We start from the raw sequence: 26207 nt of genomic DNA on the forward strand, positions 1-26207 counted from the left end.
CGGGGCCGGCGATGAGACCGGCCCCGCATTCCCGGGCCGGTCAGCCCAGGAGGTCCTTGAAGAGGTCGAACTGCTCGTTCACGAAGGTGGTCCACTCGGCGGAGTCGCGGTAGACCACGAGGTTGCCGGCGTCCTTCTGGAACTGCTGGTAGGTGTCGGACTCGACGGCCTCCTTGACGGCCGCCTCGAGCTCGCTCTTCACGTCGTCCGGCAGGCCCTTCGGAGCGTAGATGCCGCCCCAGCCGCCGAAGACCACGTCTTCGCCGATCGCCTCGTCGACGGTGGGGACGTCTTCGGCATCCGGGTGGCGCTCGTCGTTCATGACGCCCAGGATGCGCACGGCCTCGCCCTGCGCGAGTGCCTCACCGAGACCGGAGACGGCGGCGACGGTCTCGCCCGAGGCTGCGGCTGCGACGGCCGTGGCTCCTCCGTCGTACGGCACGGGCGTGAAGGTCGAGTCGGTCGCATCGCCGAGGCCGATGGTCGCGGCCTCCCAGATCGAGCCGGCGCCGGAGTTGGCCACAGTGACGGCCCCGGACTTCGCCTGGGCGACCAGGTCTTCCAGAGTCTCGATGCCGCTGTTCGCGCCGACCGTGACGACACCGGGCGCGAGCATGATCTGGCCCAGAAGGTCGAAGTCCTCCGGCAGCACGTTCGCGCTCTGCGTGGTGTTGAGCATCGCGATCTCGACCGGAGCGAAGCCGATGACGTAGCCGTCCGGATCCTGCGCGCCGACGTACTCCATCGCGAGGGCGCCGGCTGCGCCCGGCATGTTCTCGGGGATGACGCTGACGCCGAGGATTCCTTCGAGCTCGGTCGCGAGTGCACGCGACGACAGGTCGGATCCGCCGCCGGGGTTCGCCTGGATGATCAGGCGGATGTCGTTCTCGGGAAAGGCGGATTCCGCGTCTTCACCCTCTTCGACCTTCGTGCAGGCCGACAGGACGAGAGCGGTGGCGGCGACGGCCGCGAGTGCGGCGGCGGCACGGGTGATGCGCGTGCGGGGCATCTTTGCTCCTCTACGTGGGTCGACCGTGTTGTCGACACCATGACCGTAGCAGTGTTGACTGTTAACAGTCAACACTTACAGGGATGACCATCGTTCAGACCGTGCGCGATCAGGTCTGGCGGTCGGCGAGCTCGCTCAGCATCCGATCGCGGGCGCCGTCGAGATGGGCGGTCAGCACCGCGGCGGCCTCCTCCGGGGTGCCGGAGCGCATCACGTCCATCAGTTTCCGGTGATCCTCCGACGACTCGTGGAGGTCGTCGTCGTGGTTGATCGTGACTTCGAGGAGCGAGGCGAACGTCGGCAGGTACTGGCTCCAGGCACCCTGCAGTCGCGGGTGGTCGGCCAGCGCGTAGATCTCGGAGTGGAACTCGAGGTCGGCGGCGACGAAGGCCGCGTGATCACCGCTGTCGGCCGCGGCCCCCATGCGCCCGACGGCGGCGACCATCGCCGCCCAGCGCGCGTCGTCATCGACCCTCATGGCCCGGGAGAGCGCCAGCTGCTCGAGCGCGCCGCGCAGGCTGTACAGCTGATCGACGTCGTCCTGCGAGAGTCCGGTGATGTACACGCCGCGCGGTCGCTGCACCTCGACGAGCTTCTCGAAGCTGAGCTGGGTGAGTGCGTCGCGGATCGGCCCTCTGCTCACCGAGAACTCCTCGGCGAGCGCCTCTTCGGTGATGCGCGCACCGCGCGCCAGCTCCCCGCGGACGATTCGCTGGCGCAGCACCTGCGCCACCTGCGCGCCGAGTGACTCCCCACGCTTGACGGTGTCTGTCACGGTGACCTCCTGTTAACTGTTGACAGGATACACACGGGCGAGACAGCAGAGGGAGCGCCTCGACGGCGCTCCCTCCCTCGACTCCCGCCGAGCACGACCTCGCGGTCAGCTGAGCCAGGCCGGCACGCGACCGCGCAGGAACGCGCCGTCGAGTGAGAAGCGCCCGGCGCCGGTGAACGCCAGCGCGAGTGCGGCGACGCCGAGCACGGCGACGAACTCGTAGCCGCCCTCACCGACCCAGAGTCCGGCGGGAAGGTGCACGGCGAAGAGGGCGACGATCATGTCGACCGCGAGCAGGATCCCGACAGGCCGCGTGAAGAGGCCGAGCGCCAGAAGGATTCCGCCGATCAGCTCGACGAACGCCACGACGGGTGCGGCGATCTCGGGCAGGGGCACCCCCATGCCTGAGAAACTGCCGATGGTTCCCGGGATCGTGTATTCGAAGATCTTCTGCGCTCCGTGAGCGGCGAAGACGGCGCCGACGACCACGCGGAGGACGAGGAGTCCGAGCGAAGTGGCGGCAGAGGGGGCGGTGGTGTTCGTCATGAGGAGGTGTTCCTTCGTGGCAGGACACCGCGCGCCAGGCGCGGAGCAGGGTCGATCCCTGCTCTCACGCTAGGAAGAGCACTTTTCCATCTCCTGAACGCGGGTCGCCGCAGCCTTCGCCCCCGCGGGCTTCCGTAGACTCGCCGGATGGCGCGATTCGCGTCGGGGAGGACGATGGGCGAAGCCGGGAAGGGGCAGGGGCGAAGGTGAGGGCACGATCGCTCTTCGGCGTGCTGCGCCTGGCCACAGCCACCGTCTGCACGGTCGCACTCGTGCATCGGCTCTTCTGGGGGCTGAGCTCGCGGACGATCGCCGGAGAGAACTTCTTCGCCTACCTCACCGTGCAGTCCAACTGCGCACTCGTCGTGGTGCTGCTGACCGGGGCGGTGCTGGCTTTCATCCGCGCCACCGATCCGCGGTGGTTCACGGTGTCGCTGGCACTCGTGCTCACCTGGACGATCACCGCCGGTCTCGCCTTCGCTCTGATCGTCTGGCAGGCGGGTCTGCGCGGCATCCGGGTCGACGTGCCGTGGTCGGATCAGGTGCTGCACTTCTGGCTGCCCGCGTGCACGGCGATCGCCTGGGTGCTCACGCCCGGGCATCGTGGAGTGCCGTGGTGGGTGGTGCCGACCGCGCTCGCATTCCCCCTCGCATGGGGTGGCGTGACACTGTGGCGCGGCCCCTCGGTGGGCTGGTATCCGTACTACTTCCTCGACCCGCGGCAGGTGTCGGGCCCCCCGGAGTTCCTGATCACCAGCGGCATCGCGCTCGCGATCTTCGCCCTGGTCGCCACCGTGATCGTGCTCGTCAGCAGGATGCGACGGCGAGGGCACGAGCGCCCCGAGGTCTGAGGTCTGCCGTCTGTGGCGGGCGGCGTGAGGGATGCGGTCTGCGGCGGGATGCCGGTCAGGCAGGCGCCGTCAGGAAGGGCGCGAGCGACGCGATGGCCGCCTCCAGCGCTTTCTGATCGTCGAGCTCGGCGAAGTCCGCCGCCGCGTCTCCCCCGACGAGGCCCACCACGACGTTCTCGCCGGTCGCCGGGGCGAGGTTGATCCAGGTGCGGATCAGGGCGTCACCGCCGACGACATGCCAGAGCGACGGGTCGACGGCGGCATCCGTCTCGGCATCCGTGTCACCCTCCGCAGGCGGGGCCGCCGCAGTGAGCGGATCGTCGAAACGCAGCCACACGGTCTCGATCCGCCCCATGCCCAGGTCGTCGATCGCGCCACGGTGCCCGAACGGCAGCGCAGGGGCGAACTGCAGCCCCTCGCTCTTGAGCACGCCGAGCGGCACCGTGATGAGCACCCGGTCGAACGACAGCGATTCTCCCGACGCGATGCCGAGACTGACCCCGGCCTCGTCATACGCGACCCGGCCGACCGGCGACGACAGACTGAGCTTGGCGCCCTCGAGCAGGCCCTCGATCACGGGTGTCAGGTCACCCAGAGGTGCGCTGTACTCGTCGGCGGGGAGGATCGGCGGGAACCAGGTCGACGCATCCGCGGCGTCGGCCCCGGACGACGCCGAGATCGCGGCAAGCAGGGCCGCGAGCCCCGGCTCGGTCGGATCGGCACCGGCCGCCGTGAGCGCATCCTCGAGCGAGGTGTCGGTCAGCCCCTGCTGGGCCGTGGCGATCGCGGCCTGCACGGGCTCGGCGGATACCGCGTCGACGTCGCCCTCGCTCGATCGCCACAGGGATCCGGCGATCTGTGCGGTGCGGATGTCGAGCGCGTTCAGAGAATCGAGCAGAGCGCCGTCGGAGGCGCCGACGAGCCAGCCGCCCAGCTGCGCAGGAAACGGCCAGGCCTTGTCGTCGACGACCGAGTGGATGCGCCCCCCGACACGGTCGCGCGCCTCGAAGACCGTGACCTGCAACCCCTCGGCGACGAGTCTCGAGGCGGCGGTCGCACCCGCGAGTCCCGCACCGATGACCGCGACGCGTTCACCGGCGTCGGCGGCGCGCAGAAGCTGCTCGGCGGCCCGCTCCCCCGATCGGAGCGCAGCGGCCATCGTGCCGGGCCCCTCCGAGTCGGTCGCCTCGCCCGACAGGAACAGGCGGCCATCGATCGGCTCGGCCAGCGCGTCGCGGGCCGTCGCCTGAGTGCCGACGGGCGTGAAGCTCGCGGCGCCGAGCGCGAAGGGGTCCGTCGACCAGGAGCTGCGGGCGAACGCCGCCGGGCTGATCGCGTCGCTCGTCGGCTTCGGTGTCGGCGAGCGGTCGGGCGTGGGTGACGGCGCCGGCTCGGGCGTGCAGGAGGCCAGCAGGACTCCCAGGACACCGGCTCCGGCGCCGATCAGCAGTGTGCGACGCGTCATCCTCATCGTGTCGCAACGATACCGCGCGCGGATGGATGCGCGGGTGCGGGGAAGATGCGATGAAGCGGGAGGTCAGTCCCGCCCGCCACCCGGGCGCCAGAGGACGACCTCTGCCGAGCGGCGCATGCGGCGGCCGTTCGGCATCGGGATGACTCCCGACGCACCGGCGGCGAACACACGGACACCGGGGCGGCTTTCTCGCTCGGCCCGCAGGGCGGCATCGAGTTCGACGACGCGGCGGCGCAGCATCCGGTTCTCATCCTCGAGGTCGAGGAGTCGCGCGATGGCCGGAAGACTCACGCCTTCAGACGACAGCTGGGCGACCTCGCGGAGCTGCTCGATGTCGCGTGTGGAGTACCGGCGCGAGCCGCCGGATGTGCGACCGGGCACCACGAGTCCGATGCGGTCGTACTGTCGCAGAGTCTGCGGGTGCATTCCCGCGAGCTCGGCAGCGACGGCGATCGCGAACACCGGGGTGTCGGCGTCCATGCGCTGGTCAGCCACAGGGGATCACCTCTTCCTCGGTGTTCGCGTTCGTCATCTGTCTCTTCCGCTGATTCTCTATCGGCGCGCTTTCGCAATGAGGTCGGCGCGCGGATTCTCGGCGGGCTCGAGGGACTGGAACTTCTCCAGCGCCTCACGAGCGGCATCGTCGAGGTGCGACGGCACCGCGATCTGCAGCTCGGCGAGCAGGTCGCCCGTGCCCTTGCTGGTCGTCACTCCCCGACCCTTGACGCGCAGCACGCGTCCTGACGGGGTGCCGGGCGCGACGCGGAGCTTGACCGTGTCGCCGCTGAGCGTGGGGACCTCGATGGTCGCACCGAGCGCGGCCTCGGTGAACGTCACCGGTACGACCACGCGCAGGTTCAGCCCTTCGCGGGTGAACACCGGATGCGGTCGCACCGCGATCTGCACCACGACGTCGCCGTTCTCCCCGCCGTCGGGCGAGGGGCGACCGCGTCCGCGGAGCCTGATCTTCTGACCGTCGGCCACACCGGCCGGGATCTTCACCTTGAACGGCTTGCCGTCGTCGCCCTGCAGGCTGATGGTCTCACCCTGCACGGCGGTGGCGAAGTCGAGCGTGGTGCGCGCCGTGACGTCGGCGCCCTTCTGGGGGCCGCCGAAGCCTCGGTACCCGCCGGACGTCTGCCCGAACCGACCGGAGCCGAACGAACCGCCCTGACCCTGGTTGAACATCGCGAAGATGTCCTCGAAGTCAGCGGACTGCTGCTGCCCGCGCCCCTGCTGCCCGAACCGGCTGAAGACGTCTTCGAAGCCTCCTGCACCCGTGCCGCCCGCCGTGAAGCGTGCGCCCGAGCCCATCGCGCGGATCTCGTCGTACTCCTTGCGCTGTTCGGCGTCAGAGAGCACCGAGTACGCCTCGCTGATCTCTTTGAACTTCGCCTCGGCCTTCGAATCGCCCTGATTGGAGTCGGGGTGATACTTGCGAGCGAGCTTTCGGTACGTCTTCTTGAGATCGGCGTCGCTGACGTCTTTCGAGACCCCGAGGGTCTTGTAGAAGTCCTTGTCGAACCAGTCCTGGCTAGCCATCGATCACCTACTCTGCGGGTACGGCGACGACGACCTTCGCGGGACGCAGCTCGACGTCACCGAGGCGGTAACCCACCTCGACGACCTCGAGCACCGTGGTCTTGTCGGCGCCCGGCGTGGGCTGCTGGAAGATCGCCTCGTGGCGCTGCGGGTCGAATTCCTCGCCCTTCTCGCCGTACGAGACGACACCGAGCCGCTCCACCACCGTGCGCACCTTGCCGGCGATCACGGCGAAGGGAGTTCCCTCGACCAGATCACCGTGCTGAGCGGCGCGGTCGAGATCGTCGAGCACGGGGATGAGGCCCTTGGCGGCCTCGCCCTTGGCGCGCTCGATCTCGACCTGACGCTGCTCTTCGGTGCGGCGGCGGTAGTTGGCGTACTCGGCCTGGAGGCGCTTGAGGTCGTTCAGCAGCGTCGACTCCAGGTCGGCGAGCACAGCGTCTTCTGCTGCGGCCTCGCCGGTCTGGGTGGCGCCGAGGATGTCGTCGACCGTCAGATCGTCGGGCGCGCCGTCGATCGGCGTCTCGTCGGATCCTTCTGCGGCCGCGGCCTCGCGCGAGTCGGGATTCTGCGGCGCGGGGCCGGATGCCTGAGCATCCGACCCCTCGCTGCGAACCTCGTCGTCACCTTCGAAGTTCTTGTCCGTCATGATTACTTCTTCTCGTCCTCGTCGTCGACGACCTCGGCGTCGATGACGTCCTCGTCGGAGGAGCTGTCATCGGCCGGAGCCTCGCCCGCGGCGTCGGCGCTCGGGGCGCCCTCTGCCTGGGACTGTGCGTAGATGGCCTCGCCGATCTTGCCCTGCGACTGGTTCAGCTTGTCGAACGCGGTCTTCACGGCCTCGTCGTCTTCGCCGGCCAGAGCCGTCTTCAGAGCGTCGACGTCGGCCTTGACCTCGGTCTTGACGTCTTCGGGCAGCTTGTCGTCGTTCTCGGTGATCAGCTTGTCGATCGAGTACGCGAGCGTCTCGGCCTGGTTGCGGACCTCAGCGGCCTCGCGGCGCGCCTTGTCTTCTGCCGCGTGCTCCTCGGCCTCGCGCACCATGCGCTCGATGTCCTCCTTCGACAGCGACGAGCCGCCGGAGATGACGATCGACTTCTCGGTGCCGGTGCCCTTGTCCTTGGCGGACACGTGCACGATGCCGTTGGCGTCGATGTCGAACGTGACCTCGATCTGCGGGATGCCACGGGGAGCCGGGGCGATTCCGGTGAGCTCGAACGTTCCCAGCGGCTTGTTGTCGCGGGTGAAGTCGCGCTCGCCCTGGAAGACCTGGATCGCGACGGACGGCTGGTTGTCGTCTGCCGTGGTGAAGGTCTCGCTGCGCTTGGTCGGGATGGCCGTGTTGCGCTCGATGAGCTTGGTCATCATGCCGCCCTTGGTCTCGATGCCGAGGCTGAGGGGGGTGACGTCGATGAGCAGGACGTCCTTGCGCTCGCCCTTGAGGACACCTGCCTGGAGGGCGGCACCCACGGCGACGACCTCATCGGGGTTGACGCCCTTGTTGGCCTCCTTGCCGGTCTCGCGCTTGACGAGCTCGGCGACGGCGGGCATGCGGGTCGATCCACCCACGAGCACGATGTGATCGATGTCGGCGACCTTGATGCCGGCTTCGCGGATGACGTCCTCGAACGGCTTCTTGGTGCGGTCGAGCAGGTCCTTGGTGAGGTCCTCGAACTTCGCGCGGGTGATGGTCTCGGAGAGCGAGACGGGGCCCGACTCGGTCAGCGACAGGTACGGCAGGTTGATGCTGGTCGAGGTCGAGGAGGAGAGCTCCTTCTTGGCCTGCTCCGCAGCCTCCTTCAGGCGCTGCAGGGCGATCTTGTCGCCCGAGACGTCGACGCCCGTGGTCTCCTTGAACTGCTTGATCAGGTGGTCGACGAGGCGCTGGTCCCAGTCGTCACCGCCGAGGCGGTTGTCACCGGCGGTGGAGCGCACCTGGATGGTCGAGAAGTCGTCGTCCTTGCCCACCTCGAGCAGCGAGACGTCGAACGTTCCGCCACCGAGGTCGAAGACCAGGATGAGCTCGTCTTCCTTGCCCTTGTCGAGGCCGTAGGCGAGAGCTGCCGCGGTGGGCTCGTTGATGATGCGCAGGACGTTGAGTCCCGCGATCTCGCCGGCCTCCTTGGTGGCCTGACGCTCGGCGTCGTTGAAGTACGCGGGGACCGTGATGACGGCATCCGTCACCGTGTCACCCAGGTAGGACTCGGCGTCGCGCTTGAGCTTCTGGAGGATGCGCGCGGAGATCTCCTGCGGCGTCCACTTCTTGCCGTCGACGTCGAACGACCAGTCGGTGCCCATGTGACGCTTGACGGATGCGATGGTGCGGTCGACGTTCGTGACGGCCTGGCGCTTCGCGGTCTCGCCGACGAGCACCTCGCCGTCCTTCGTGAAGGCGACGACCGACGGGGTGGTGCGGAAGCCCTCGGCATTGGCGATGACCTTCGGCTCGCCACCCTCGAGGACGCTGACGACGGAGTTCGTCGTACCGAGGTCGATTCCAACAGCACGTGCCATGTGATTCTCCTTTGTTGCTGAGGTTGATGTGGTCTGGAAATCCGGGGCGATCAGGGAAACCTGAGTCGCGATGACTCAACTGTACTCCGACCTCCGGATGCTGTCAAACAAAGTTGATATGAACTGGCTCAACTTTGGATTCGAGGTTCGGAATCAGGCCGTCGTGCAAGAATCCCGGCGTGAGCCAACTGCCCCTCGACATCCCCGGCCTCGCGAATGCGCGCGACCTCGGGGGTCTGCCACGCCGGGACGGCAGCGTCACCCCGCATGGCGTCTTCATCCGCTCCGATGCCCCTGATCTCGTGTCGTCCGAGGGATGGAACCTCCTACGCGAACACAGGGTCACGACCGTGATCGACCTGCGGCGACCGGATGAGCGGACGACCGGCGTGCCCGACGACATCGACCTGATCGCCGTCGATCTCGACGGGGACGAACGCGCCTTCTGGGAGCCGCTCGAGGCCGACGGCCGCTGGGGCACTCCCCTCTACTACGGGCCGCATCTCACCGATCTGCCCCATCGAATGGCGGGGGTGCTGCAGGCGATCGCGACGGCGCGCCCCGGCGGCATCCTGTTCCATTGCGCAGCCGGATGGGATCGCACCGGTCTCGTCGCGATGATCCTGCTGCGCGCGCTCGATGTGACGACCGAGGCCGCGCGCCGTGACTATGCGACCTCGTTCGCGAACGCGACCAGGATGGAGGCGCTCCGCAGCAGATCGCAGCACGCCGAGGAACGCCGAGCGGTGCTGACGCGCTTCGGCCACACACCGGAGTCCGCGTTCGCCGACGCGTACGAGTCGCTGGACCTCGAGGAATGGTCGAGGTCGGCAGGGCTCGACCGGGGCGTCGTGGTCGCACTGCGCACGTGGCGGAACTCCGTGCCCAGCCGCGGTCGCAACCCGAGTTAGGTGACCCTCAGTCGCGAGGTGGCAGACTGGACGTGACAGAAGGGCACTGATGACTGACACGGACGCCTACGACGTGCTCGTGATCGGCGGCGGCCCCGCCGGGCTCTCCGCCGCGCTGAATCTCGGACGCTCGCTCATGCGCGTGCTCGTCGTCGACGCGGACCGTCCCCGCAACGCCGCCACTCTGAACTCGCACGGCTTCCTCACCCGCGACGGGGTGCCCCCTCACGAGCTGCGGCGCATCGCGCGCGCGGAGCTCGCCGCCTACCCGAACATCGAGGTGCGCACCCGCGTGCGAGTGCTCGAACTGTCGAGAGCGGACGCCGCCGGCGGGGGGCGACGCCGGTTCACGGCGTCCATCGGTCGCAAGGACCCGACCGACATCGTCACCGCGCACTCGGTGCTGCTCGCCACCGGGCTGCGCGAGACCCTCCCCGACGTGCCCAACCTGCGCGGCTTCTACGGCATCAGCCTGTTCAGCTGCGCGGCCTGCGACGCGTGGGAGATGCGCGGGAGACGACTCGCGCTCATCGGCACGACGGGCGACCTCGCCGACCGCGCCCGGCTCATCGCACGCTGGACCGAGGATCTCACCGTCTTCACGCTCGGCGCCGACACCGTGACGAGCGCGCAGGAGGCCGAGCTGGCCGCGGCGGGCGTCGCGGTCGCGCGTCATCCGATCTCCGAACTCGTCGGCGATCGCGGCCGCATCGAGGCGATCAGGCTCGACGACGGAGCCGTCATCCCGGTCGAGGGCGGGTTCGTGCGGCCGGAGTGGGAGACCGATCTGTCGTTCCTGCGCGGCTTCGCGCCGTCGATCGATCCCGACGGCCATCTCGTGACCGACCGCTCGGGGCGCACCGACGTCCCCGGGCTCTACGCCGCCGGCGATGCGGCGATCCCCGGCCCGCAGCAGCTGATCGTCGCGGCGGGAGCGGGGGCGCGCGTCGCCTCGGTGATGGTGCAGGATGCCGTCGGCATCGCATCCGCGCACTGACAGCCCTGCCCGGAATCGTCCCGCAGGGGCGCGCAGGCCCGGCTAGGCTGACCGGCATGACGCGCATCTCGCAGGTCTCCCCGCTCGTCCGCCTCGCCGCAGCCTCCGCGGTCGCCCTGGCAGTGCTGCCGCTCAGCGGATGCCTGTACGCGCAGATCCCCGTGAACACCCCCGACGGCGACGGCCCCGACCCGGCCCCCACCGCGAGCCCGACCGAGCAGCCGTCCGGAGACCTGCCCTCGTCGCTGACCTTCGCTGCGGGGGCCGACCTGCCCGCCACGGCCTACATCCAGTGGGGAGACGGCTTCGTGGTCGACGACGGCTGGAAGATCGTCAAGCCCGACGACGGCAACGGCGGCTGGACCTACGGCACGGTCGACGACACATGCACCGCGCAGTTCTGGCAGGGGCTCATCCCCGATGTGCCGACGGTCGCGGGCGATGACAGCGTCAGCTCCGACGCGATGCTCGCCGTGATCCTGGGTGAGGCGGATGCAGCGGCCATCACACCGCTCTCGACGACCGGCGCCTTCAGCTACCAGATCGGCGGCAACACCGACGTCGAGAACCGTCAGGTCGAGGGCGAGGCCGGCGAGCGCACCTGGAGCATGGCCGCGCGGGCCTTCACCGCGACCGGCGTCGGACTCTACGTGATCGTCGACTGCACGGGTGGCGACATCGACGCGACCATGGCCGAGGTCATCGACAAGAACGCCGTCGTCGTGCAGTGACGCGCGCCGGGCGTCACTTGCCTCGGGGCGGACGTCACTTGCCGCCGGGCGGACGTCACTTGCCGCCGGGCGGATGTCACTTGCCTCGGGGCGGACGTCACTTGCCGCCGGGTGGACCGACCAGCAGCAGGATCACGTACAGCGCGACGATTCCGACGACGAGCAGGATCGCGAGCACCCACGGACGGCGCAGGAACCACCGCATGAGCCGGTCGTACCACCGGGCGTCCCGTGGGTCGGCGGTGTGCTCCAGCCGCCAGTCGCCGGCCAGTCTCCCGGTGCGGTGCAGCCAGATCTCCATGGGGATCGTCGCGTAGGGCACGATCGCGCTGACCACGGCGAGGATCGCGACGCCGAGGTGCCAGCGCTGGTTCAGCGCGACGAGCACGGCGGTCGCCGCATACGCGAGGAACACGAAACCGTGGATGCCGCCGCCCACCGTCACGACGATGCCGGGCGCACCGACGGCACGGGCGATGATCGCCGAGATGAGAATGGTCCAGGTGATCGCCTCGGCGATCGCGAGGACTCGGAACAGGCGGTCGGGTGTGCGGAACACGGGACTCCTCGGGTGGGGTCCTTCCAGAGTATCCGGAATAGCTATGAGCCCCTGGGCGTTGCCGAAGGCATGGTGACCGTCGATTCCGCAGCCCTCGGGCACGTGCTCGACTCCGTCGACCTGCGGGTCGGCATCGCCCGACGCGTGCCGCTCGCCGCCGGAGGGATCCTGCCGATCCCCGCAGGCTCTGCCACCCTCGTGTACATCGCGGACGGCTCGGTGCACGGGCATCCGCCGCTGACCACGGGATGCCGCCTCGACGTCGACCGAGCAGCGCAGATCATCGCAGTGGACGATCGACCGCTGCACGCGAACCTGGTCGCCGGAGATGCGTTCCTCACGCTCGGGCGCGCGTCGATCGCCCTCGAAGCCGACGGGGTCACGGACCTCGTGGTCGTCGACCTGGAGTTCTCGGACAGTGCCGCGATGATCGCCGCGCTTCTTCCCGATCCGATCACCGTCATGTCGTTCGCAGCGCTGGAACCCGCAGCCGCCGCACTCGCCGGCAGCATGGGTCCCACCGATCCCGCCACGTGCCCCTCACGCCAGGGCGATCCGGTGATCTGCCGGATGATGGCCCAGACCGTGCTGCTCTCCGTGATCCGCGCGTGGGCGGCGAACGGCTGCGCGCCGGCAGGCTGGCCCTCCGTGACGAAGGATCCTTTCCTCGACCGCGTGATCGACGCGATCCACGAGCAACCAGGCCGCGACTGGACGGTCGAGCGCCTCGCGAGCGTCGGAGCCATGTCGCGCTCGGTGTTCGCCGAGCGCTTCCGCGCCGCGATCGGCCGATCGCCCGCCGACTACGTCACCGAGGTGCGCGTCGACGCGGCGAAGCGGATGCTGGGCTCCGGCCGATCCGTCAGCGAGACCTCACGCGAGCTGGGCTATGCCTCGGACGAGGGATTCAGCCGCGCGTTCCGCCGCCGCACCGGGCTGACGCCTTCGGCCTGGCGTGCGGCGGAGCTGACCGCGGTTCCCGCCTGAGGCCGCCGGCCCGCGAGCGGGAGACGAGGCGACGAGCGAACGAGCGAACGAGGCGACTCAGACGAGCGCCGCCGCCGTGTTCCTGCGGTTCGACATTCCGAAGAGCACGGCGCCGACCAGCAGCGAGATCGCCCCGAGCACATAGACGAACTCGACGTCGAGGGTGTCGACGAGCAGACCTCCGAGACCGGCCGCGATCGTGATCGCTCCCTGGAAGCCGACCACGACGAGGCTGCCGCCGGCTTCGAGGCGGTCGGGGGTGCGATGCCCCACCCAGGTGTTGATCACGAGCAACCACGACGAGAAGAAGAATCCCCACACCAGCACGACGATTCCGATGCCGAGGACGGACCCGGAGAGGAAGATCATCGACAGCACCGAGGCGGCGATCACGAGCGGGGCGAACACCGCGAAGAACGCGAAGGTGCGGTCGATGAAGAATCCGAGCCCGAGGTTGCCGGCGAGGCCGCCGACGCCGAAGAGGGCGAGCAGCAGGATGATCGTCGACGGCTCGACCTCGGGGATGCGCTCGAGCGCGAGCCGCACGTAGGTGTACGCGAGGAAGTGCCCGAGCACCACGAGCACGTGCCCGACCATGCCGAGCCCGATGCCGGGGCGACGCAGGGTGTCGACGAGCAGACGGATGCTCGACGCCTGCTCGGCAGGTACCGACGGCAGCATGAATCGCAGCGCCACCGCGAGCACCACCATGAGCACGCCGGCGATCGCGAACACCGTCTGCCAATCGACGATCTCGCTGAGCATGACGCCGAGCGGCACTCCCGCGACCGTCGCGAGCGAGACGCCGGCGGAGGTGAACATGACCCCTCGCCCGAGGTGCTCGGGGCCCGCGAGCCGCACGGCCACCGTGATGGACATCGCCCAGAACGCGCTGATCGCCGCTCCCAGTAGGAACCGTGCGAGCAGGACGATGAGGAGGTTCGGCGCGACCGCGACGATCAGATTGGATGCGGCGGCGGCGAGCGCCATCCAGATGAGCAGCGACCGACGGTCGAGACGGGGGAAGATCAGGCCGACCGTGGGGGCGACGATCAGGCCGACGAGAGCGGTGACGGTCACGGTCTGCCCGGCCTGGCCGGGCGTGACACCGAGCGCGTCTGCCATCTCGGTGAGCACGCCGTTGGGCAGGAACTCCGCGGTGACGAGCAGGAAGCCCATCAGCATCAGCACGATGAGCCCGCCGTAGCGGATGCCCTCGGTGCGGGCGGTCGTCACGGGTACGGGCGCGGTGGTGGTCATGCGTCAACACTCGCAGTCGCGGGGATGCTGCACCCGACGCTGCGTCCACGGCATCCGACCATTCGTCCGGACCGCGCCCGGAGCACCGGACCGGCCCTGGGAGTCAGTCGATCGGGTCTGGACACGATCCGCCCGTGACCTCTAGGCTCGACGACGCGCCGGGGTTCTCCCGGAAGGTCTCAGCGAGAGGAGTGGATGACATGAACGCATTCTCTGTCGCGCCCCTCGCCGACATCCTTCCTCTCGAGGCCGCCCGCTCCTGATCCGCGGTGGCCTCCTTCTCTCGGAGCCACACCGTGTCTGATCTCTTCGCTTCTTACGAAGCATCCTCGTCCCGTCTCTCCCCCGCCCCTTCGTCGACCGGGTCGGCGTTCGACGCCTCTCCCTTCGAGTCCGTCCCGACGTTCGCCGATGTCGAACCCGGCGACAACCAGCGATGGAGCACATGGCCGGCGGTCACCCCATCGGAGCGCGGCCCCCTGCCGTGGCCTGCCTGGGTCGTGACGAGCGCCGGCGCGCTCGACACCGAGCTCGGCATCCTCAAGACCGGCAAGGAGGCCGATGTGTTCCTGCTGGAACGGGCGGTGCCGGACGACGCCGCCCAGCGCACGTTGCTCGCCGCCAAGCGCTATCGCGGCACCGACCACAGCAGCTTCCACCGCTCGGGCGTCTACACCGAGGGTCGCAGCACCAGGAACACCCGCGACACCAGGGCGCTCGCCAAGAGGTCCGAGCACGGCCGGGCGGTCGCCGCCGCGCAGTGGTCGTTCGCCGAGTTCGATGCGCTGTGCCGAATGTGGGAGCTCGGCGCGCCCGTTCCCTACCCCGTGCAGGTCAACGGCACCGAGCTGCTCATGGAGTTCGTCGGCGACGCGAACGGCGTCGCCGCTCCCCGACTCGCGGCGGTGCGCAGCGACCGCGCCGCGCTGGCCGATCTGTACGACCAGATCGTCGACCTGATGCGCATCTTCGCCGCGGCCGGCTTCGCGCACGGCGATCTCTCGGCCTACAACCTGCTCGTGCACGACGGCCGGGTGCGGGTGATCGACCTGCCGCAGATCGTCGACATCATCGCCAACCCGCAGGGCCTCGATCTGCTGCATCGCGACTGCGTCAACATCTGCGACTGGTTCACCCGCCGACGCGTCGAGCGGGACGCTGAGGAGTTGTTCGCCGAGATGCTCGCCGCGTCGTACGCGTGAGGTCGGCAGCTGAGCAGGAGGGATCGCGCGGCGCGCCGTCACCGTCCGTTCATCCCACGACGCCAGACTTCGAGCATGAGCGAATCCCCGCAGAGCGGCGCGGTGCCCGAGCCCGCTGCGACGGCCAACAGCGGCGCGGTCGGAGTCATCGGCCTCGACCTGCGCGGCGAGACACCGGCCCCCAAGAAGCAGGTCTACTCGTGGGCGCTGTGGGACTGGGCGACGCAGCCCTTCAACACCGTCATCCTCACCTTCATCTTCACCGCCCTGTACCTCACGACCGAGGCGTTCCTGCCGGCGTCGATCGCGGGACTCGACGCGAAGGACCCGATCCGCGAAGCCGCCGAGGCCGACCTCGCCTCGGGGCTCGGCCTCGGGTCGACGATCGCCGGAATCGCGATCCTCCTGATCGCACCGGTGCTCGGCCAGCGAGCGGATGCCGCGGGCCGTCAGAAGCTCTGGCTCGGGATCGGCACCGGCGCGCTCATCGCCTGCATGCTCGGCCTGTGGTTCGTCGAGCCGGCACCGGCGCTGTTCTGGCTCGGCGTGGCGCTGATCTCGGCCGGATCCGTGTTCGGTGAGATCGCCGCCGTGAACTCGAACGCGATGCTCATCGGCATCGCGAATCCGAAGACCGTCGGACGCATCTCGGGCCTCGGCTGGGGCTTCGGCTACATCGGCGGCATCATCGCTCTCGTCCTCGTCGTCGTCTTCTACATGCTCGACTGGTTCGGCCTGCCCGAGGACGGCGGCCTGCCGTTCCGCATCATCGCCGTCGGCTGCGCGATCTGGGCGATCGTCTTCTCCATCCCGATCTTCCTCAACGTGCCGGAGCCCTCGCTCGGACGCCCCGAGCGCAAGGTCGGCTTCTTCGCGTCGTACGGGCTGCTCGTGAAGGACGTCACGGGCCTCTACCGCAACTCCGAGACCCGTCAGACGTTCTGGTTCCTGCTGTCGAGCGCGGTGTTCCGCGACGGACTCGGCGGCGTCTTCGCGTTCGGCGCGGTCATCGCCAGCCAGGTGTTCGACTTCGCGTTCCTCGACCTCGTGATCTTCGGCATCGCGGCGAACCTCATCGCCGGGGTCTCCACCATCATCGCCGGACGCTACGACGACCGCTTCGGCCCGAAGCGGATCATCCTCATCTCCCTCGCATCCATGGTGATCGCCGGCCTCGCCGTGTTCTTCCTGGTGGATGCGGGCACGATCGTGTTCTGGATCGGCGGTCTGCTGCTCTGCGCGTTCGTCGGCCCCGCCCAGGCGGCGTCGCGGTCGTTCCTCGCCCGCATCACCCCGGCCGGGCGCGAGGGCGAGATCTTCGGCCTCTATGCCACGACCGGGCGGGCGGCGAGCTGGATGGCATCCGGCGCGTGGACCCTGCTGATCGTGCTCTCGGGGTCGACGTCCTACGGCATCCTGGGCATCGTGATCGTGCTGATCGCGGGCTTCCTGCTGCTGCTCCCGGTGAAGGCGACGCAGAACGCCTGAGCGCGTGGCGGGGAGTAGCCTGACCGCGTGACGGTCATCATCGCTTTCCTCGCCAACGTCCTCGTCGCGATCGCCAAGACGATCGCGGCGGTGCTCACGTCTTCGGCGTCGATGGTGGCGGAGGCGGCTCACTCGTGGGCGGATGCCGGTAACGAGATCTTCCTCCTGATCGCCGATCGCCGCGGCGCCCGCGCGAAGGATGAGCGGCACCCGCTCGGCTACGGTCGCGCAGCGTTCGTCTGGTCGCTGATCGCCGCGTTCGGGATCTTCACCGCCGGGTCGATCGTGTCGATCATGCACGGCGTGCAGGAGCTGTCCGAGACCGGACCTGTCGAGAGCCCCGCCGTCGCGTACACGGTGCTCGGCATCGCGTTCGTGCTCGAGGGGGCGTCGTTCACACAGGCGATGGTGAAGTCTCGACGGCTCGCGCGTGAGCGCGGATCGTCGACCTGGGACTATGTGCTCGACACCAGCGACACGACCTTGCGCGCGGTGTTCTTCGAGGACATGGCTGCCCTGATCGGTCTCGTCCTCGCCGCCGGCGCGATCGCGATGCATCAGATCACCGGGGTCGCCGCCTGGGATGCGGTGGGATCGATCCTCGTGGGAATCCTGCTCGGTGTCGTGGCGATCATCCTGATCGGACGCAACATCGCGTTCCTCGTCGGCTCGAACGCGTCGCCGGCACTGCGCGACCGCGTGGGACGTGCGCTGCTCGGTTCGCCGCAGATCCAGCGCCTCACCTACCTGCACATCGAATACGTCGGACCGAACCGCCTGTTCATCGTCGCCGAGATCGACCTGGCCGGCGACGCCCGGGAACACGATGTCGCCCGACGGCTGCGCGAGATCGAGCAGCAGATCGAGGCGCACGAGGTCGTCGAGACCGTGGTGCTGTCCCTCTCCGTCGACGACGAGGAATCGCTCGCCTTCGGCACAGGCGCAGGCACCGGCGCGCCCGTGCGGCCGTCGTAGCCACGTCATCCTGCGTGCGCGAAGAGAGGCGGACTCTGCGCCTGTCTCGCCCCGCGCGTTCGCCTCGACTCTCGCCGCTGTGTCGAAGAGCTGAGTCGCGGGGTGCGCCAACGTTGGTCGGGGTCCCACCATCTCGGACCTCTTACCTGCGGGAGACCGTCGTCCATGCGGATCTCCCACCCCGAGGTGCCCAGGGATCGGTGATGCCACCAGCACAACGGCACACCGTTGTCCGTGTGCGTCGGCCCACCCCGCGCATGCTCGGTGACGTGATGGATCTCGCACCACGACGCCGGAACATGACACCCCGGGATCAGACATTCCTTGTCGCGCGCCACGATCGCCCGGCGTTGATGCACCGTGAACACCCGATCCGTAGTCGTGATCCCGGTGATCCGACCCTCCTTCATGAGCACCCGCTGGATCGTTCCCGAGCATCCGACGTGCGCGGCGACGCTCACCGGAAGCTGTCCCCAGGCACCACTGACACTCGCGCGCCCGGTGCCCGTCTCGAGGTCCTTCGCATCGACAGTCACAACCAGCACCGGACCCGCACCGCCGAGCGTGGGCATGTCCCTGTGGCGGGCGGCGATCGCCAGTGCCGCGGCGAGAGCATCATGCCGTTTCTGCGCGGCCGTGCGGTCGTCGATGACGAAGCGCGGATCCGAATTGAACGGATCTTCTTCGCTATCGCGCTGGTCAGCATCGCCCTCGTCGGCATCGCCCTCGTCGGTATCGCGCTGGTCGGTATCGCCCTGGTCAGCATCGCCCTCGTCGGCATCGCCCTCGTCGGCATCGCCCTCGTCGGCAGCGCCGTCGCACTGAGTGAACACAACGCCCGGCATCGGCGGTCCGTCGCCCTTGGGGTTGTTCTGCGCATCGAGGATCAGTTCCAACTGCGCGGCGACCTCGGGCGTCAGATACCCCTTGATCGAGCGCAATCCGTCGCGCACCCGCCCCAGAGTGATTCCCCGTCGGCGAGCGGGCTCGTCGCCGGGTCCGTCTCCGTCGGGGTCGAGCAGCGCGACCAACGTTTCGGCAAGCAGCTTCAGCTCTTCGAGAGTGGGCGCCGGACCCTGAACGTCGTCATCGGGGCCGCCGTCGGGATCGGGTCTGAGGCCCCGTGCCGCCCGGGCAAGGCACATATCGGCCTCGAGCCGATCATCGACGCCGATACGATGCGACACCTTCTCGAGTGGTTCGGTCGCCGCAAGCATGCCCGCGACTCCGATCGCGCCGTCGAGCATCGCCTCTCTCAACGCCGGCCAGCGCGCGGGCAGTCGATCGCCGGACACCAGGTTCACGTTCCGTCGGACGAGGGCGACGACCTTCTCGAACCGTGACGCCCCGCGCACGTCTGTCAGCAGGGTGCGCTGCAGCAGTTCATTCGGTGTGCGGCAGCCCGTGGAATGCGGGAAGTCCACCGCATCGGTCGAAGCGATCGTCTCGACCATGACGGCCTCGACCCGCCGGAACGCCGCACCGGCCGCCTGCAGCACCTCTACCCGCTCAGCGTCGGACAACCCCGCGATCGCATCGTCGGACAGCACCCGATCGAGGTCGGCGACGACCTGATCGACAAGGATGCGAGTGCGGGATGACATGCCTCCATCCAACTCGGGGCCGCCGACATTCGAAGCGCGGAACCAGTCACTTTTCGACCAGATCAGAAGCATATTCTGGAACACCGGCGCAGCGTTCCGGAATGCCGATCGCGAACGCCACCGCGCCCAGCGAGACCGCGATAGAGCGCTCAGCTCTCCCAGTTGTCGGCGAGCTTGTTCAGCAGCGCCGCGAGCTGCTCGCGCTCATCTTCGGTGAACGCCGCGAGCGCCTTGCCCAGCGCTTCACGCCGCTCGCCTCGCATGCCTCGAGCGACCGTGCGCCCCTCATCCGTGAGCGCGATGCGCGTGCGTCGCGCGTCGTCGGGATCCGCTTCACGCCGCACGAAACCGTGCGCGACCCCCTGCTGCACGAGGCGCGAGGCGCGAGGCTGATCGACGCCGATCGCCGCACCGAGGTCGCTCACGCTGAGGGGCGCGGATGCCGCGGCGAGCGCCTCGAGCATCCGCATCCGCGCCGGCCCGCCGAAGCGTCCGGACGGGTCGTTCATCCACGGAGGCATGCCGGAATGCCCTGAATGCGCGTGACCACGACCATGATCGTGGCCACCCTGCTCGAAGTGATCAGGATGCGGGCCGCCATGCCAGCCGTGCGGCCCGCCCATTCCGCGGGGGCCGCGACCGCGTTCACCAGGACGGCGTCCGCGCAGACGGGACAGGGCGCGGGCGATGGCCTCGGCGGGATCGTTCTCTTCGGCGCTCACCCGTCGATTTTACATGCGACTTGACATGTATCGATACTGCATGTCACACTACATATACATGCATAGTGACAAGCACATGCTCCATGACATCTAAGGAATCACCCCATGAACACCTCTGACATTCAGAACACAGACACCACCCCCCGCCCGTTCGGCTTCTGGATCAAGGCGGTCGACCGCCTGATGGCCTCCGAGTTCGCCTCGGCCTTCGAGGGCGAGCAGGCGAGCCGCCGCGACTGGCGGATCCTCAATGTGATCGATGACACGGCCCCTGCGCGCCGCCCGCTGAACGCCCACAAGCTGCGCGACCTCGTCGAGCGCGGATGGGTCGTCGCCGACGGCGACGGCTGGACGCTCACCGACGACGGCCGCGCCGCCAAGGAACGCCTCGGCGGCATCGTCGACGGCATCCGCGCCAAGGTCACGGACGCCGTGAGCTCCGAAGACCTCGCCACCACGCTCGCCTCGCTCGAGCAGATCGCCCGCGCATTCGGCTGGGACGAGGAGACCCCTCTTCCCCGTGGACACGGCCGTCGCCACGGCTCCGACCCTCGCGGATTCGGACGCGGCTTCGGACGCGGGCACGGCTTCGGCCCTGGCTTCGGCCGTCGCCACGGCCGACCGTTCGGACGCGGTCGCGACTTCGGCTCGGACTTCGGTCCGGGTCGCGAGCACGGGCATGAGCACGGTGCGGATGCCGAGTTCGGCGCCGACTCCGACTTCGCGGACCGCGCGTGCGCGCACCGCGGACACCGCGGGCACGACCGCTTCGCCGACGAACACCGCGGCCACGGGCACGGCTTCGGTCCTGGCCACGGCCACAGCCACGGCGACCACCGCGCCGCCCGCGCGGCGCAGCATGCCTACGAGCGCGGCTTCGACGCCGGGTTCTCCCGCGGTCGCGACGCCTGATCGCATCCGATCACCGGAACGCCCCGTCTGACCCCGGTCAGGCGGGGCTTTTCTGTGTGCGCACGGGTGAACGGCGCTCTTTCAGAAGGGACCCGGTCGTGACCCCGGTGCGTCACCGGCCCCGGACATCCTCCGGCCGGAGCAGCCCTGACGCACCGAGTATCTCCACCCCGAGCAGGTGCCCGTCGCGATCGAAGTCGAGGATCAGCTCGCCGGATATTCCGTCGGGCAACGCCACCGGCACCTGCCGCGCCGCCTCGCCGGGCCGGATCGGCCGCCCGATCGTGGCGTAGGCCGCGTCGACCTCGGCGTCGTATGTCAGGTCTCCCACGTCACCCGGTCCAGGATGCCGAAACGGCTGCGACAGAGGAGGAATCGACGGCCGACAGCCCGAAGGTCGTGACCCCGAGGTAGATCGCGCCGATGATCGCCGCGGCGAGGAGCAGCAGCAGGAATGCGAAGATCACGAAGGTCAGTGCGCGGTATCCGCCGGACGTCGGAACCTCGGGGGCGACCGACGGCTGAGCCCAGTCGTCTGCGACGGGGGCGGGCTGGTCGCCCGTGAGGATCGCCGGCTTCGGCCGAGTCCGACGGGTGGCCGGGAGCATCGCCTCGGGCGGAGGCGGAGGGATCACGACATCCGGAACCGACGATTCGGGCGGAGGCGGAGGGATCGTCGCATCCGGAACCGCGCCCGCGAACGGAGGCGGCGGGACGACAGCATCCTCCGACGGATCGTACGGATCTTTGCTGTCACCGCTCATGTCAGCCCCCTGCGGCTCCGACGTCGGTCGTGCCGACGTCCGTCTTGTGGAAGTTCTGGAACGACCGGGAGGCCGTAGGCCCGCGCTGCCCCTGATAGCGGTTGCCGTACGGGCCGGAGCCGTACGGGTTCTCGGCCGGAGAGGTCAGGCGGAAGAAGCACAGCTGGCCGATCTTCATTCCCGGCCACAGCTTGATCGGCAGCGTGGCGACGTTCGCGAGTTCGAGCGTCACGTGCCCGGTGAAGCCGGGGTCGATGAACCCGGCGGTCGAGTGCGTGATGAGGCCGAGGCGACCGAGCGACGACTTGCCCTCGAGACGCGCCGCGATGTCATCGGCCAGCGAGACCTGCTCGAAGGTCGCACCGAGCGCGAACTCGCCTGGGTGCAGGATGAACGGCTCGTCGGGGTCGACCTCGATGAGCCGCGTGAGCTCCGGCTGATCGACCGACGGATCGATGAACGGGTACTTGTGGTTGTCGAAGAGACGGAAGTAGCGGTCCAGGCGCACGTCGATGCTCGACGGCTGGATCATCTCCGGCTCGTGCGGATCCAGGCCGATGTGGCCGGATGCGAGTTCTGCTCTGATGTCGCGGTCGCTGAGAAGCACGGCCCCAGCCTAGTTGCCGTACGCGGCCGACACTTTGGCCATGACGGATCAGACCGGTAGGCTGGCGTTCACCCGCTCCTCGGATGCAGGTACGGGGCTGTAGTTCAATGGCAGAACTTCTGCTTCCCAAGCAGATAGCGCGGGTTCGATTCCCGTCAGCCCCTCCATATGTGACGCCCCGCTCACTGTTCCCGCAATGCGCTTGGACACCCCCATGGATCCATCACGGGTTCGTCGGTGGGTGATCGAGGGTGACCACGAGCTTCCGTGCCGATACGCCGCGGCGAAGGGTGTCGATGGCTTCTTGGACGGCCGAGAGCCCGTGTCCTGCGATGTGGGCCTCCGGGTAGAGGCGGTGGCTGCCCGAGGCGAGAGCGGCAGGGAGATACCCGCCCCACACGGCCGGACCCACGGGAGAGGCGGCGATGGCGCTTCCCCAGATGAATGATGCCCTGATGCCGCGAGCGCGACTGCGCACCTGCAGGAGCGCCGTTCTCATTCCGAGCGTCGCAAAGAGGCGGATGCGGGCGAGGGAGAAGCCGCCGCGGCGGGGCTGTTCGTAGAACGAGACGGGAGGGCTCGCCATCGCGATCCGCGTGGCGCCGGTGGCGCGCGCGATCCTCAGGCACGGGTCGGCCGATCCCACGGCGACGGCGAGGATCCCCGCCACCGCGGAGCCGCCGACGGCTTCGACGATCCGATTCGCCGCTTCCGGGTCGCGATAGTCGAAGGCGGATTCTGCTCCCAGCCGCCTCATCCGGTCATGGTTCTTCGCAGAGGCTGTCGTGATGACGCGATAACCGGCCGCTCGGGCGAGTTGGATCGCATTGCCTCCGACGGCTGTCGCGCCGCCCCAGATCACCACGACCTCATCGCGATGCGCCGCGTCTCCGAGACGGGAGTAGTCCAGTCCCAGCTGCTCCTTCTCGAACAGTCCGGCCGCCGCTGTGGACACCGCCAGCGGCAGGACGGCGGCATCCTCGAAAGCGGTGGTGGCCGGCAGAGCGGCGGCCAGGCTCGCGTCGACCGCGACATAGGTCTGGAAGCCGCTCTCGGAGACGGCATCCCGCCCCTTCTCCAGGCCCATCGCGTACGCCACGACGCGGTCTCCGACGACGAAGTCGTCCACGCCCGCTCCGGTGTCGACGACCACGCCCGCGACGTCCTCCCCGAGAATCACCGGGTAGCGCAACCATCCGTACATGACGGTGCCGTTGGATTGGATGATCGCATCGAGCGGATTCACCGCCACCGCATGCACCTCGAGCACGAGCTGCCCCGCTCCTGGCTTCGGCATCGGGGCATCTCGGATCGTCAGGTCCGCATAGGCGGAATCGATCCACGCCGCAGTGTTGTCGCTCATCTTCTCCTGCTCTCCCAATCCGATGACATTCCGTGTCATCACAATCGAGCTTACGACAGTTCGTGTCATCATTGCTGTATGCCTCGTTGGTCACCGGATGCTGCATTGCGGTTGGAAGCTGCAGCGATGAACCTGTTCACCGATCAGGGGTACTCGGGAACCACGGTTCCCCAGATCGCCGAAGCGGCGGGACTGACCACGCGGACGTTCTTCCGCCACTTCTCGGACAAACGCGATGTGCTGTTCCTCCGAGATCGCGAGTTCCCCCGAGCGGTGAGCGACTCCATGGAGTCCATCCCGCACGAACGCGGCGGGACGGCGACCGTGCGCGCTGGCCTCGCGGCCGCATGCCGCGGCCTCCAGGACTGGCGAGAGCAGATCGCACGTCGACGCGGCATCATCCGCAGCGAACCCGCGCTGCACGAACGCGATCTTCTGCGCAGTCACTACCTCGCGCGCGCCATCGAACGGTCACTGCACCAGCGCGGCATCGCCCCTGAGAACGCACATACCTTGGCCGCCCTCGCCGTGACCTGTTTCGACCTCGCGATGGACCGATGGCTGGAAGGCCCCTCTGATCTCTCACTCGAGGATGCCCTGACTGCGGTGTGGACCGACATGCAGGGATGGATCAACGGGTGACATCGCCGACTGGAGCGAGCAGGCTTCAGCGCGTCACGCGCTGATCGAGGTCAGAGGCCTTCCCACCGAGGTTCCGGGTTCGACACAGGCGTCGGCTTGGACGCTCGCCGCATCCAGCAGAGCCGTCTGCAGCGCCTCCGTCGCCGCCACCGAGAGTTCGGCCGTCGCTGTCGGCGGGATGGCTGACATCTCATCGGGAGCGACGGTGAAATAGTCGCCCAGGTCTGGGCCGGTCAGCTCGTAGACGGCGGGGTACACCTGCACCGGCTCCGACCGGGAGTTCGCGGACACTCCGGCGACATCTTTCACGGCCAGCCCGAGTTCGGTCCCGCCCAGATCGACCTGCTCCACACCCGTGAGGGAGACACAGCCGTCACCTCCGCGGTGTCGGCCTCATGCGCGTTCGTCGACCATGACGACCATGACGCCAGCCCGTGACATCTAGGCTGATACCCGGCATGACCCGGGGGGAAAAGATGATGGCGAATCGCGCACGACGATGGATCGCGGCCGGAGCAGCACTGGTGGCATTGGCGACCGCGGCAGTGGTTCCGAGCGCGGCATCCGCGCAGGACTTCTCCGGCGGCGGGCCCAACTGGTACATGGACGCGATGAAGATCGCGCCGATCCACGAGGCCGGCATCACCGGCGAGGGTGTGACGATCGCGGTGTTCGACGGTGGTCTCTACCTCGACGCGCCGACGCTGCAGGGCGCGGACATCGAGGTCCCCGACTTCGATGGATGCCACGACCCGCTGGATTATGCGCCGACCCAGTACGAGGAGTTGAAGCACGGCACCTCGGTGACGTCGCTCATCGTCGGCAACGGCACGTCCGATAGTGGCGAAGGGCCGAAGGGCATCGCACCGGAGGCCCACATCTTGTACTACGGAGCGCTGCAAGGCGGGGACAGCCTGGGTCAGTCTCCATATACGTGCAAGGCCCCGTTCGAGGATGTCCTTGACGATGCCGTCACCCGCGGGACGGACATCGTGACGATGTCTGGCGGCTCGGCGAAGCTCGCCGAAGAACTTTCCGAAGGCGCGTACGAGAGCGTCGCGAAGGCCCTGAGGGCCGGGGTCGTCATCGTCGCAGGCCTGCCCAACGACGACACCGTATGGACATTCGAGTTGGACGAAGGCAACGGGGTCATCAATGTCGCCTCGGTCGACGCCACCGCTGCTCCCGCGAAGAAGAGGTACTCAGAGGAGGACATGGCCGACCCGAACACCGACGTCACGGCCCCCGGAATCGGTGTCGCGGGCGTCGGGTTCAACGACACGTGGGGCATGACCACCTGGCAGGGAAACTCCGCAGCGACACCCCTCGTCGCGGGGCTCATCGCTCTCGGCATGCAGAAGTGGCCCGATGCGACAGCCGCGCAGCTGACCCAGTCACTCATCCGCAACACCGGATCGAACCCCCATGAGCTCGAGCGGTCCGACAGATACGGATACGGGATCGTCAACGCCACCCGGTTCATCGCCGAAGACCCGACGCAGTACCCGGACGAGCACCCCCTCTTCGTAGAGGAGCGCTCTCCGTCCTTCGACGCGGTCTACAACCCGCCTTCTCCGACCCCCACCCCGGAGCCGGTCGCGGCCCCGCAATCGGAGCTGCCGATGGCGCTGGTCAGCCTGGCGCTCGTGGTCGTCCTCGCCCTCGCCGCCGTCGCTGGCGTCATCATCCTCATCGTGGTCGTCGTGAAGCGCAGCCGTCGGGCGCCTGACGCCAGCTGACACGAGGCACGCCTCTCGTCTGCATCCCATCCG

Annotated in this window: 28 protein-coding genes and 1 tRNA gene; 12 read left to right on the forward strand and 17 right to left on the reverse strand. The window is 68.6% G+C overall.

All coding sequences use genetic code 11. From position 1 onward, the window contains the following. Positions 1 to 40: 40 nt before the first annotated feature. The 3 genes from MRBLWH13_RS14835 to MRBLWH13_RS14845 form a co-directional block, all read right to left on the reverse strand. Positions 41 to 1009: a tripartite tricarboxylate transporter substrate binding protein gene (locus MRBLWH13_RS14835; protein WP_341955712.1), complete on the reverse strand. Its 969-nt coding sequence runs from the start codon at positions 1007 to 1009 to the stop codon at positions 41 to 43. A 109-nt stretch (positions 1010 to 1118) separates the two neighbouring features. Next, positions 1119 to 1784 carry a GntR family transcriptional regulator gene (locus tag MRBLWH13_RS14840; RefSeq protein WP_341955713.1) on the reverse strand — a complete coding sequence of 222 codons (666 nt, stop codon included), beginning with the start codon at positions 1782 to 1784 and terminating at the stop codon, positions 1119 to 1121. Positions 1785 to 1889: 105 nt separating this feature from the next. Beyond that, positions 1890 to 2330 (reverse strand): DoxX family protein, encoded by a 441-nt coding sequence (locus MRBLWH13_RS14845; RefSeq protein ID WP_341955714.1) that lies wholly within the window; start codon positions 2328 to 2330, stop codon positions 1890 to 1892. Positions 2331 to 2536: 206 nt separating this feature from the next. On the opposite strand from MRBLWH13_RS14845, the gene MRBLWH13_RS14850 reads away from it, so the two are divergent. Then, positions 2537 to 3181 carry a Pr6Pr family membrane protein gene (locus MRBLWH13_RS14850; RefSeq protein WP_341955715.1) on the forward strand — a complete coding sequence of 215 codons (645 nt, stop codon included), beginning with the start codon at positions 2537 to 2539 and terminating at the stop codon, positions 3179 to 3181. Positions 3182 to 3236: 55 nt separating this feature from the next. Here the strand turns inward: MRBLWH13_RS14850 and MRBLWH13_RS14855 are convergent, their stop codons facing one another. The 5 genes from MRBLWH13_RS14855 to dnaK form a co-directional block, all read right to left on the reverse strand. Continuing rightward, complete coding sequence (locus MRBLWH13_RS14855) at positions 3237 to 4646, reverse strand: FAD-dependent oxidoreductase (protein ID WP_341955716.1); 1410 nt, start codon at positions 4644 to 4646, stop codon at positions 3237 to 3239. A 72-nt stretch (positions 4647 to 4718) separates the two neighbouring features. Beyond that, positions 4719 to 5150 carry a MerR family transcriptional regulator gene (locus MRBLWH13_RS14860; protein ID WP_341955717.1) on the reverse strand — a complete coding sequence of 144 codons (432 nt, stop codon included), beginning with the start codon at positions 5148 to 5150 and terminating at the stop codon, positions 4719 to 4721. A gap of 57 nt (positions 5151 to 5207) precedes the next feature. Beyond that, entirely contained in the window at positions 5208 to 6197 is a 990-nt protein-coding gene (locus tag MRBLWH13_RS14865; RefSeq protein WP_341955718.1) for a DnaJ C-terminal domain-containing protein, read from the reverse strand. A 7-nt stretch (positions 6198 to 6204) separates the two neighbouring features. Then, entirely contained in the window at positions 6205 to 6846 is a 642-nt protein-coding gene (locus MRBLWH13_RS14870) for a nucleotide exchange factor GrpE (protein WP_341955719.1), read from the reverse strand. Positions 6847 to 6848: 2 nt separating this feature from the next. Beyond that, entirely contained in the window at positions 6849 to 8711 is a 1863-nt protein-coding gene (dnaK, locus tag MRBLWH13_RS14875) for a molecular chaperone DnaK (RefSeq protein WP_341955720.1), read from the reverse strand. Between the two features lie 179 nt (positions 8712 to 8890). Here dnaK and MRBLWH13_RS14880 point away from each other — a divergent pair, with 179 nt between their 5' ends. Genes MRBLWH13_RS14880 through MRBLWH13_RS14890 form a run of 3 tightly spaced genes read left to right on the forward strand, consistent with a single transcriptional unit; the run spans position 8891 to position 11350 of the window. Continuing rightward, positions 8891 to 9622, forward strand: a complete 732-nt coding sequence (locus tag MRBLWH13_RS14880) for a tyrosine-protein phosphatase (protein WP_341955721.1) — start codon at positions 8891 to 8893, stop codon at positions 9620 to 9622. Positions 9623 to 9671: 49 nt separating this feature from the next. After that, the gene (locus MRBLWH13_RS14885) at positions 9672 to 10619 is read left to right on the forward strand and encodes an NAD(P)/FAD-dependent oxidoreductase (RefSeq protein ID WP_341955722.1); all 948 of its coding nucleotides are present in this window, start codon (positions 9672 to 9674) and stop codon (positions 10617 to 10619) included. Positions 10620 to 10675: 56 nt separating this feature from the next. Further along, positions 10676 to 11350: a hypothetical protein gene (locus MRBLWH13_RS14890; protein WP_341955723.1), complete on the forward strand. Its 675-nt coding sequence runs from the start codon at positions 10676 to 10678 to the stop codon at positions 11348 to 11350. 97 nt (positions 11351 to 11447) lie between these two features. Here MRBLWH13_RS14890 and MRBLWH13_RS14895 read toward each other — a convergent pair whose 3' ends face one another. Next, positions 11448 to 11909, reverse strand: a complete 462-nt coding sequence (locus MRBLWH13_RS14895; RefSeq protein ID WP_341955724.1) for a DUF3817 domain-containing protein — start codon at positions 11907 to 11909, stop codon at positions 11448 to 11450. A gap of 69 nt (positions 11910 to 11978) precedes the next feature. Between MRBLWH13_RS14895 and MRBLWH13_RS14900 the strand changes: the two genes are divergently transcribed. Beyond that, positions 11979 to 12896, forward strand: a complete 918-nt coding sequence (locus MRBLWH13_RS14900) for an AraC family transcriptional regulator (protein ID WP_341955725.1) — start codon at positions 11979 to 11981, stop codon at positions 12894 to 12896. 57 nt (positions 12897 to 12953) lie between these two features. On the opposite strand, the gene MRBLWH13_RS14905 is transcribed toward MRBLWH13_RS14900, so the two are convergent. Then, positions 12954 to 14156 (reverse strand): MFS transporter, encoded by a 1203-nt coding sequence (locus MRBLWH13_RS14905; RefSeq protein ID WP_341955726.1) that lies wholly within the window; start codon positions 14154 to 14156, stop codon positions 12954 to 12956. A 296-nt stretch (positions 14157 to 14452) separates the two neighbouring features. Here MRBLWH13_RS14905 and MRBLWH13_RS14910 point away from each other — a divergent pair, with 296 nt between their 5' ends. From MRBLWH13_RS14910 to MRBLWH13_RS14920, 3 genes are all read left to right on the forward strand, one after another. Continuing rightward, entirely contained in the window at positions 14453 to 15358 is a 906-nt protein-coding gene (locus tag MRBLWH13_RS14910; protein WP_341955727.1) for an RIO1 family regulatory kinase/ATPase, read from the forward strand. A 75-nt stretch (positions 15359 to 15433) separates the two neighbouring features. Next, complete coding sequence (locus MRBLWH13_RS14915; RefSeq protein ID WP_341955728.1) at positions 15434 to 16846, forward strand: MFS transporter; 1413 nt, start codon at positions 15434 to 15436, stop codon at positions 16844 to 16846. A gap of 27 nt (positions 16847 to 16873) precedes the next feature. Next, entirely contained in the window at positions 16874 to 17821 is a 948-nt protein-coding gene (locus MRBLWH13_RS14920) for a cation diffusion facilitator family transporter (protein ID WP_341955729.1), read from the forward strand. 5 nt (positions 17822 to 17826) lie between these two features. Here the strand turns inward: MRBLWH13_RS14920 and MRBLWH13_RS14925 are convergent, their stop codons facing one another. Together MRBLWH13_RS14925 and MRBLWH13_RS14930 are read right to left on the reverse strand one after the other, a co-directional pair. Further along, positions 17827 to 19509: a DUF222 domain-containing protein gene (locus tag MRBLWH13_RS14925; protein WP_341955730.1), complete on the reverse strand. Its 1683-nt coding sequence runs from the start codon at positions 19507 to 19509 to the stop codon at positions 17827 to 17829. 65 nt (positions 19510 to 19574) lie between these two features. Then, positions 19575 to 20147, reverse strand: coding sequence for a MarR family winged helix-turn-helix transcriptional regulator (locus MRBLWH13_RS14930; RefSeq protein WP_341955731.1), 573 nt, complete (start codon positions 20145 to 20147; stop codon positions 19575 to 19577). Positions 20148 to 20252: 105 nt separating this feature from the next. On the opposite strand from MRBLWH13_RS14930, the gene MRBLWH13_RS14935 reads away from it, so the two are divergent. Then, the gene (locus tag MRBLWH13_RS14935; protein ID WP_341955732.1) at positions 20253 to 21059 is read left to right on the forward strand and encodes a hypothetical protein; all 807 of its coding nucleotides are present in this window, start codon (positions 20253 to 20255) and stop codon (positions 21057 to 21059) included. A 112-nt stretch (positions 21060 to 21171) separates the two neighbouring features. Here MRBLWH13_RS14935 and MRBLWH13_RS14940 read toward each other — a convergent pair whose 3' ends face one another. Genes MRBLWH13_RS14940 through dcd form a run of 3 tightly spaced genes read right to left on the reverse strand, consistent with a single transcriptional unit; the run spans position 21172 to position 22430 of the window. Further along, entirely contained in the window at positions 21172 to 21390 is a 219-nt protein-coding gene (locus MRBLWH13_RS14940) for a DUF2283 domain-containing protein (RefSeq protein ID WP_341955733.1), read from the reverse strand. A 1-nt stretch (position 21391) separates the two neighbouring features. Next, positions 21392 to 21823: a hypothetical protein gene (locus MRBLWH13_RS14945; protein WP_341955734.1), complete on the reverse strand. Its 432-nt coding sequence runs from the start codon at positions 21821 to 21823 to the stop codon at positions 21392 to 21394. 1 nt (position 21824) lies between these two features. Further along, positions 21825 to 22430 (reverse strand): dCTP deaminase, encoded by a 606-nt coding sequence (gene dcd / locus MRBLWH13_RS14950; RefSeq protein ID WP_341955735.1) that lies wholly within the window; start codon positions 22428 to 22430, stop codon positions 21825 to 21827. Between the two features lie 93 nt (positions 22431 to 22523). Here dcd and MRBLWH13_RS14955 point away from each other — a divergent pair. Next, positions 22524 to 22597, forward strand: a tRNA-Gly gene (locus MRBLWH13_RS14955). A 56-nt stretch (positions 22598 to 22653) separates the two neighbouring features. Here the strand turns inward: MRBLWH13_RS14955 and MRBLWH13_RS14960 are convergent. Continuing rightward, positions 22654 to 23793 (reverse strand): zinc-binding alcohol dehydrogenase family protein, encoded by a 1140-nt coding sequence (locus MRBLWH13_RS14960; protein WP_341955736.1) that lies wholly within the window; start codon positions 23791 to 23793, stop codon positions 22654 to 22656. A 126-nt stretch (positions 23794 to 23919) separates the two neighbouring features. On the opposite strand from MRBLWH13_RS14960, the gene MRBLWH13_RS14965 reads away from it, so the two are divergent. Beyond that, entirely contained in the window at positions 23920 to 24435 is a 516-nt protein-coding gene (locus tag MRBLWH13_RS14965) for a helix-turn-helix domain-containing protein (protein ID WP_341955737.1), read from the forward strand. 33 nt (positions 24436 to 24468) lie between these two features. On the opposite strand, the gene MRBLWH13_RS14970 is transcribed toward MRBLWH13_RS14965, so the two are convergent. After that, positions 24469 to 24786 carry a hypothetical protein gene (locus MRBLWH13_RS14970; RefSeq protein ID WP_341955738.1) on the reverse strand — a complete coding sequence of 106 codons (318 nt, stop codon included), beginning with the start codon at positions 24784 to 24786 and terminating at the stop codon, positions 24469 to 24471. 107 nt (positions 24787 to 24893) lie between these two features. Here MRBLWH13_RS14970 and MRBLWH13_RS14975 point away from each other — a divergent pair, with 107 nt between their 5' ends. Beyond that, positions 24894 to 26174 carry a S8/S53 family peptidase gene (locus MRBLWH13_RS14975; RefSeq protein ID WP_341955739.1) on the forward strand — a complete coding sequence of 427 codons (1281 nt, stop codon included), beginning with the start codon at positions 24894 to 24896 and terminating at the stop codon, positions 26172 to 26174. The last annotated feature ends 33 nt before the right edge of the window (positions 26175 to 26207 follow it).

The organism is Microbacterium sp. LWH13-1.2 (assembly GCF_038397735.1).
Classification (GTDB): domain Bacteria; phylum Actinomycetota; class Actinomycetes; order Actinomycetales; family Microbacteriaceae; genus Microbacterium.

Bases quoted from the DNA above. Each gene is read 5' to 3' on its own strand.
- MRBLWH13_RS14835 (WP_341955712.1), bottom strand. From the start codon at position 1,009: ATGCCCCGCACGCGCATCACCCGTGCCGCCGCCGCACTCGCGGCCGTC.
- MRBLWH13_RS14845 (WP_341955714.1), bottom strand. From the start codon at position 2,330: ATGACGAACACCACCGCCCCCTCTGCCGCCACTTCGCTCGGACTCCTC.
- MRBLWH13_RS14855 (WP_341955716.1), bottom strand. From the start codon at position 4,646: ATGACGCGTCGCACACTGCTGATCGGCGCCGGAGCCGGTGTCCTGGGA.
- MRBLWH13_RS14865 (WP_341955718.1), bottom strand. From the start codon at position 6,197: ATGGCTAGCCAGGACTGGTTCGACAAGGACTTCTACAAGACCCTCGGG.
- MRBLWH13_RS14870 (WP_341955719.1), bottom strand. From the start codon at position 6,846: ATGACGGACAAGAACTTCGAAGGTGACGACGAGGTTCGCAGCGAGGGG.
- dnaK (WP_341955720.1), bottom strand. From the start codon at position 8,711: ATGGCACGTGCTGTTGGAATCGACCTCGGTACGACGAACTCCGTCGTC.
- MRBLWH13_RS14885 (WP_341955722.1), top strand. From the start codon at position 9,672: ATGACTGACACGGACGCCTACGACGTGCTCGTGATCGGCGGCGGCCCC.
- MRBLWH13_RS14890 (WP_341955723.1), top strand. From the start codon at position 10,676: ATGACGCGCATCTCGCAGGTCTCCCCGCTCGTCCGCCTCGCCGCAGCC.
- MRBLWH13_RS14900 (WP_341955725.1), top strand. From the start codon at position 11,979: ATGGTGACCGTCGATTCCGCAGCCCTCGGGCACGTGCTCGACTCCGTC.
- MRBLWH13_RS14905 (WP_341955726.1), bottom strand. From the start codon at position 14,156: ATGACCACCACCGCGCCCGTACCCGTGACGACCGCCCGCACCGAGGGC.
- MRBLWH13_RS14915 (WP_341955728.1), top strand. From the start codon at position 15,434: ATGAGCGAATCCCCGCAGAGCGGCGCGGTGCCCGAGCCCGCTGCGACG.
- MRBLWH13_RS14935 (WP_341955732.1), top strand. From the start codon at position 20,253: ATGAACACCTCTGACATTCAGAACACAGACACCACCCCCCGCCCGTTC.
- MRBLWH13_RS14945 (WP_341955734.1), bottom strand. From the start codon at position 21,823: ATGAGCGGTGACAGCAAAGATCCGTACGATCCGTCGGAGGATGCTGTC.
- MRBLWH13_RS14960 (WP_341955736.1), bottom strand. From the start codon at position 23,793: ATGAGCGACAACACTGCGGCGTGGATCGATTCCGCCTATGCGGACCTG.
- MRBLWH13_RS14965 (WP_341955737.1), top strand. From the start codon at position 23,920: ATGAACCTGTTCACCGATCAGGGGTACTCGGGAACCACGGTTCCCCAG.
- MRBLWH13_RS14975 (WP_341955739.1), top strand. From the start codon at position 24,894: ATGACCCGGGGGGAAAAGATGATGGCGAATCGCGCACGACGATGGATC.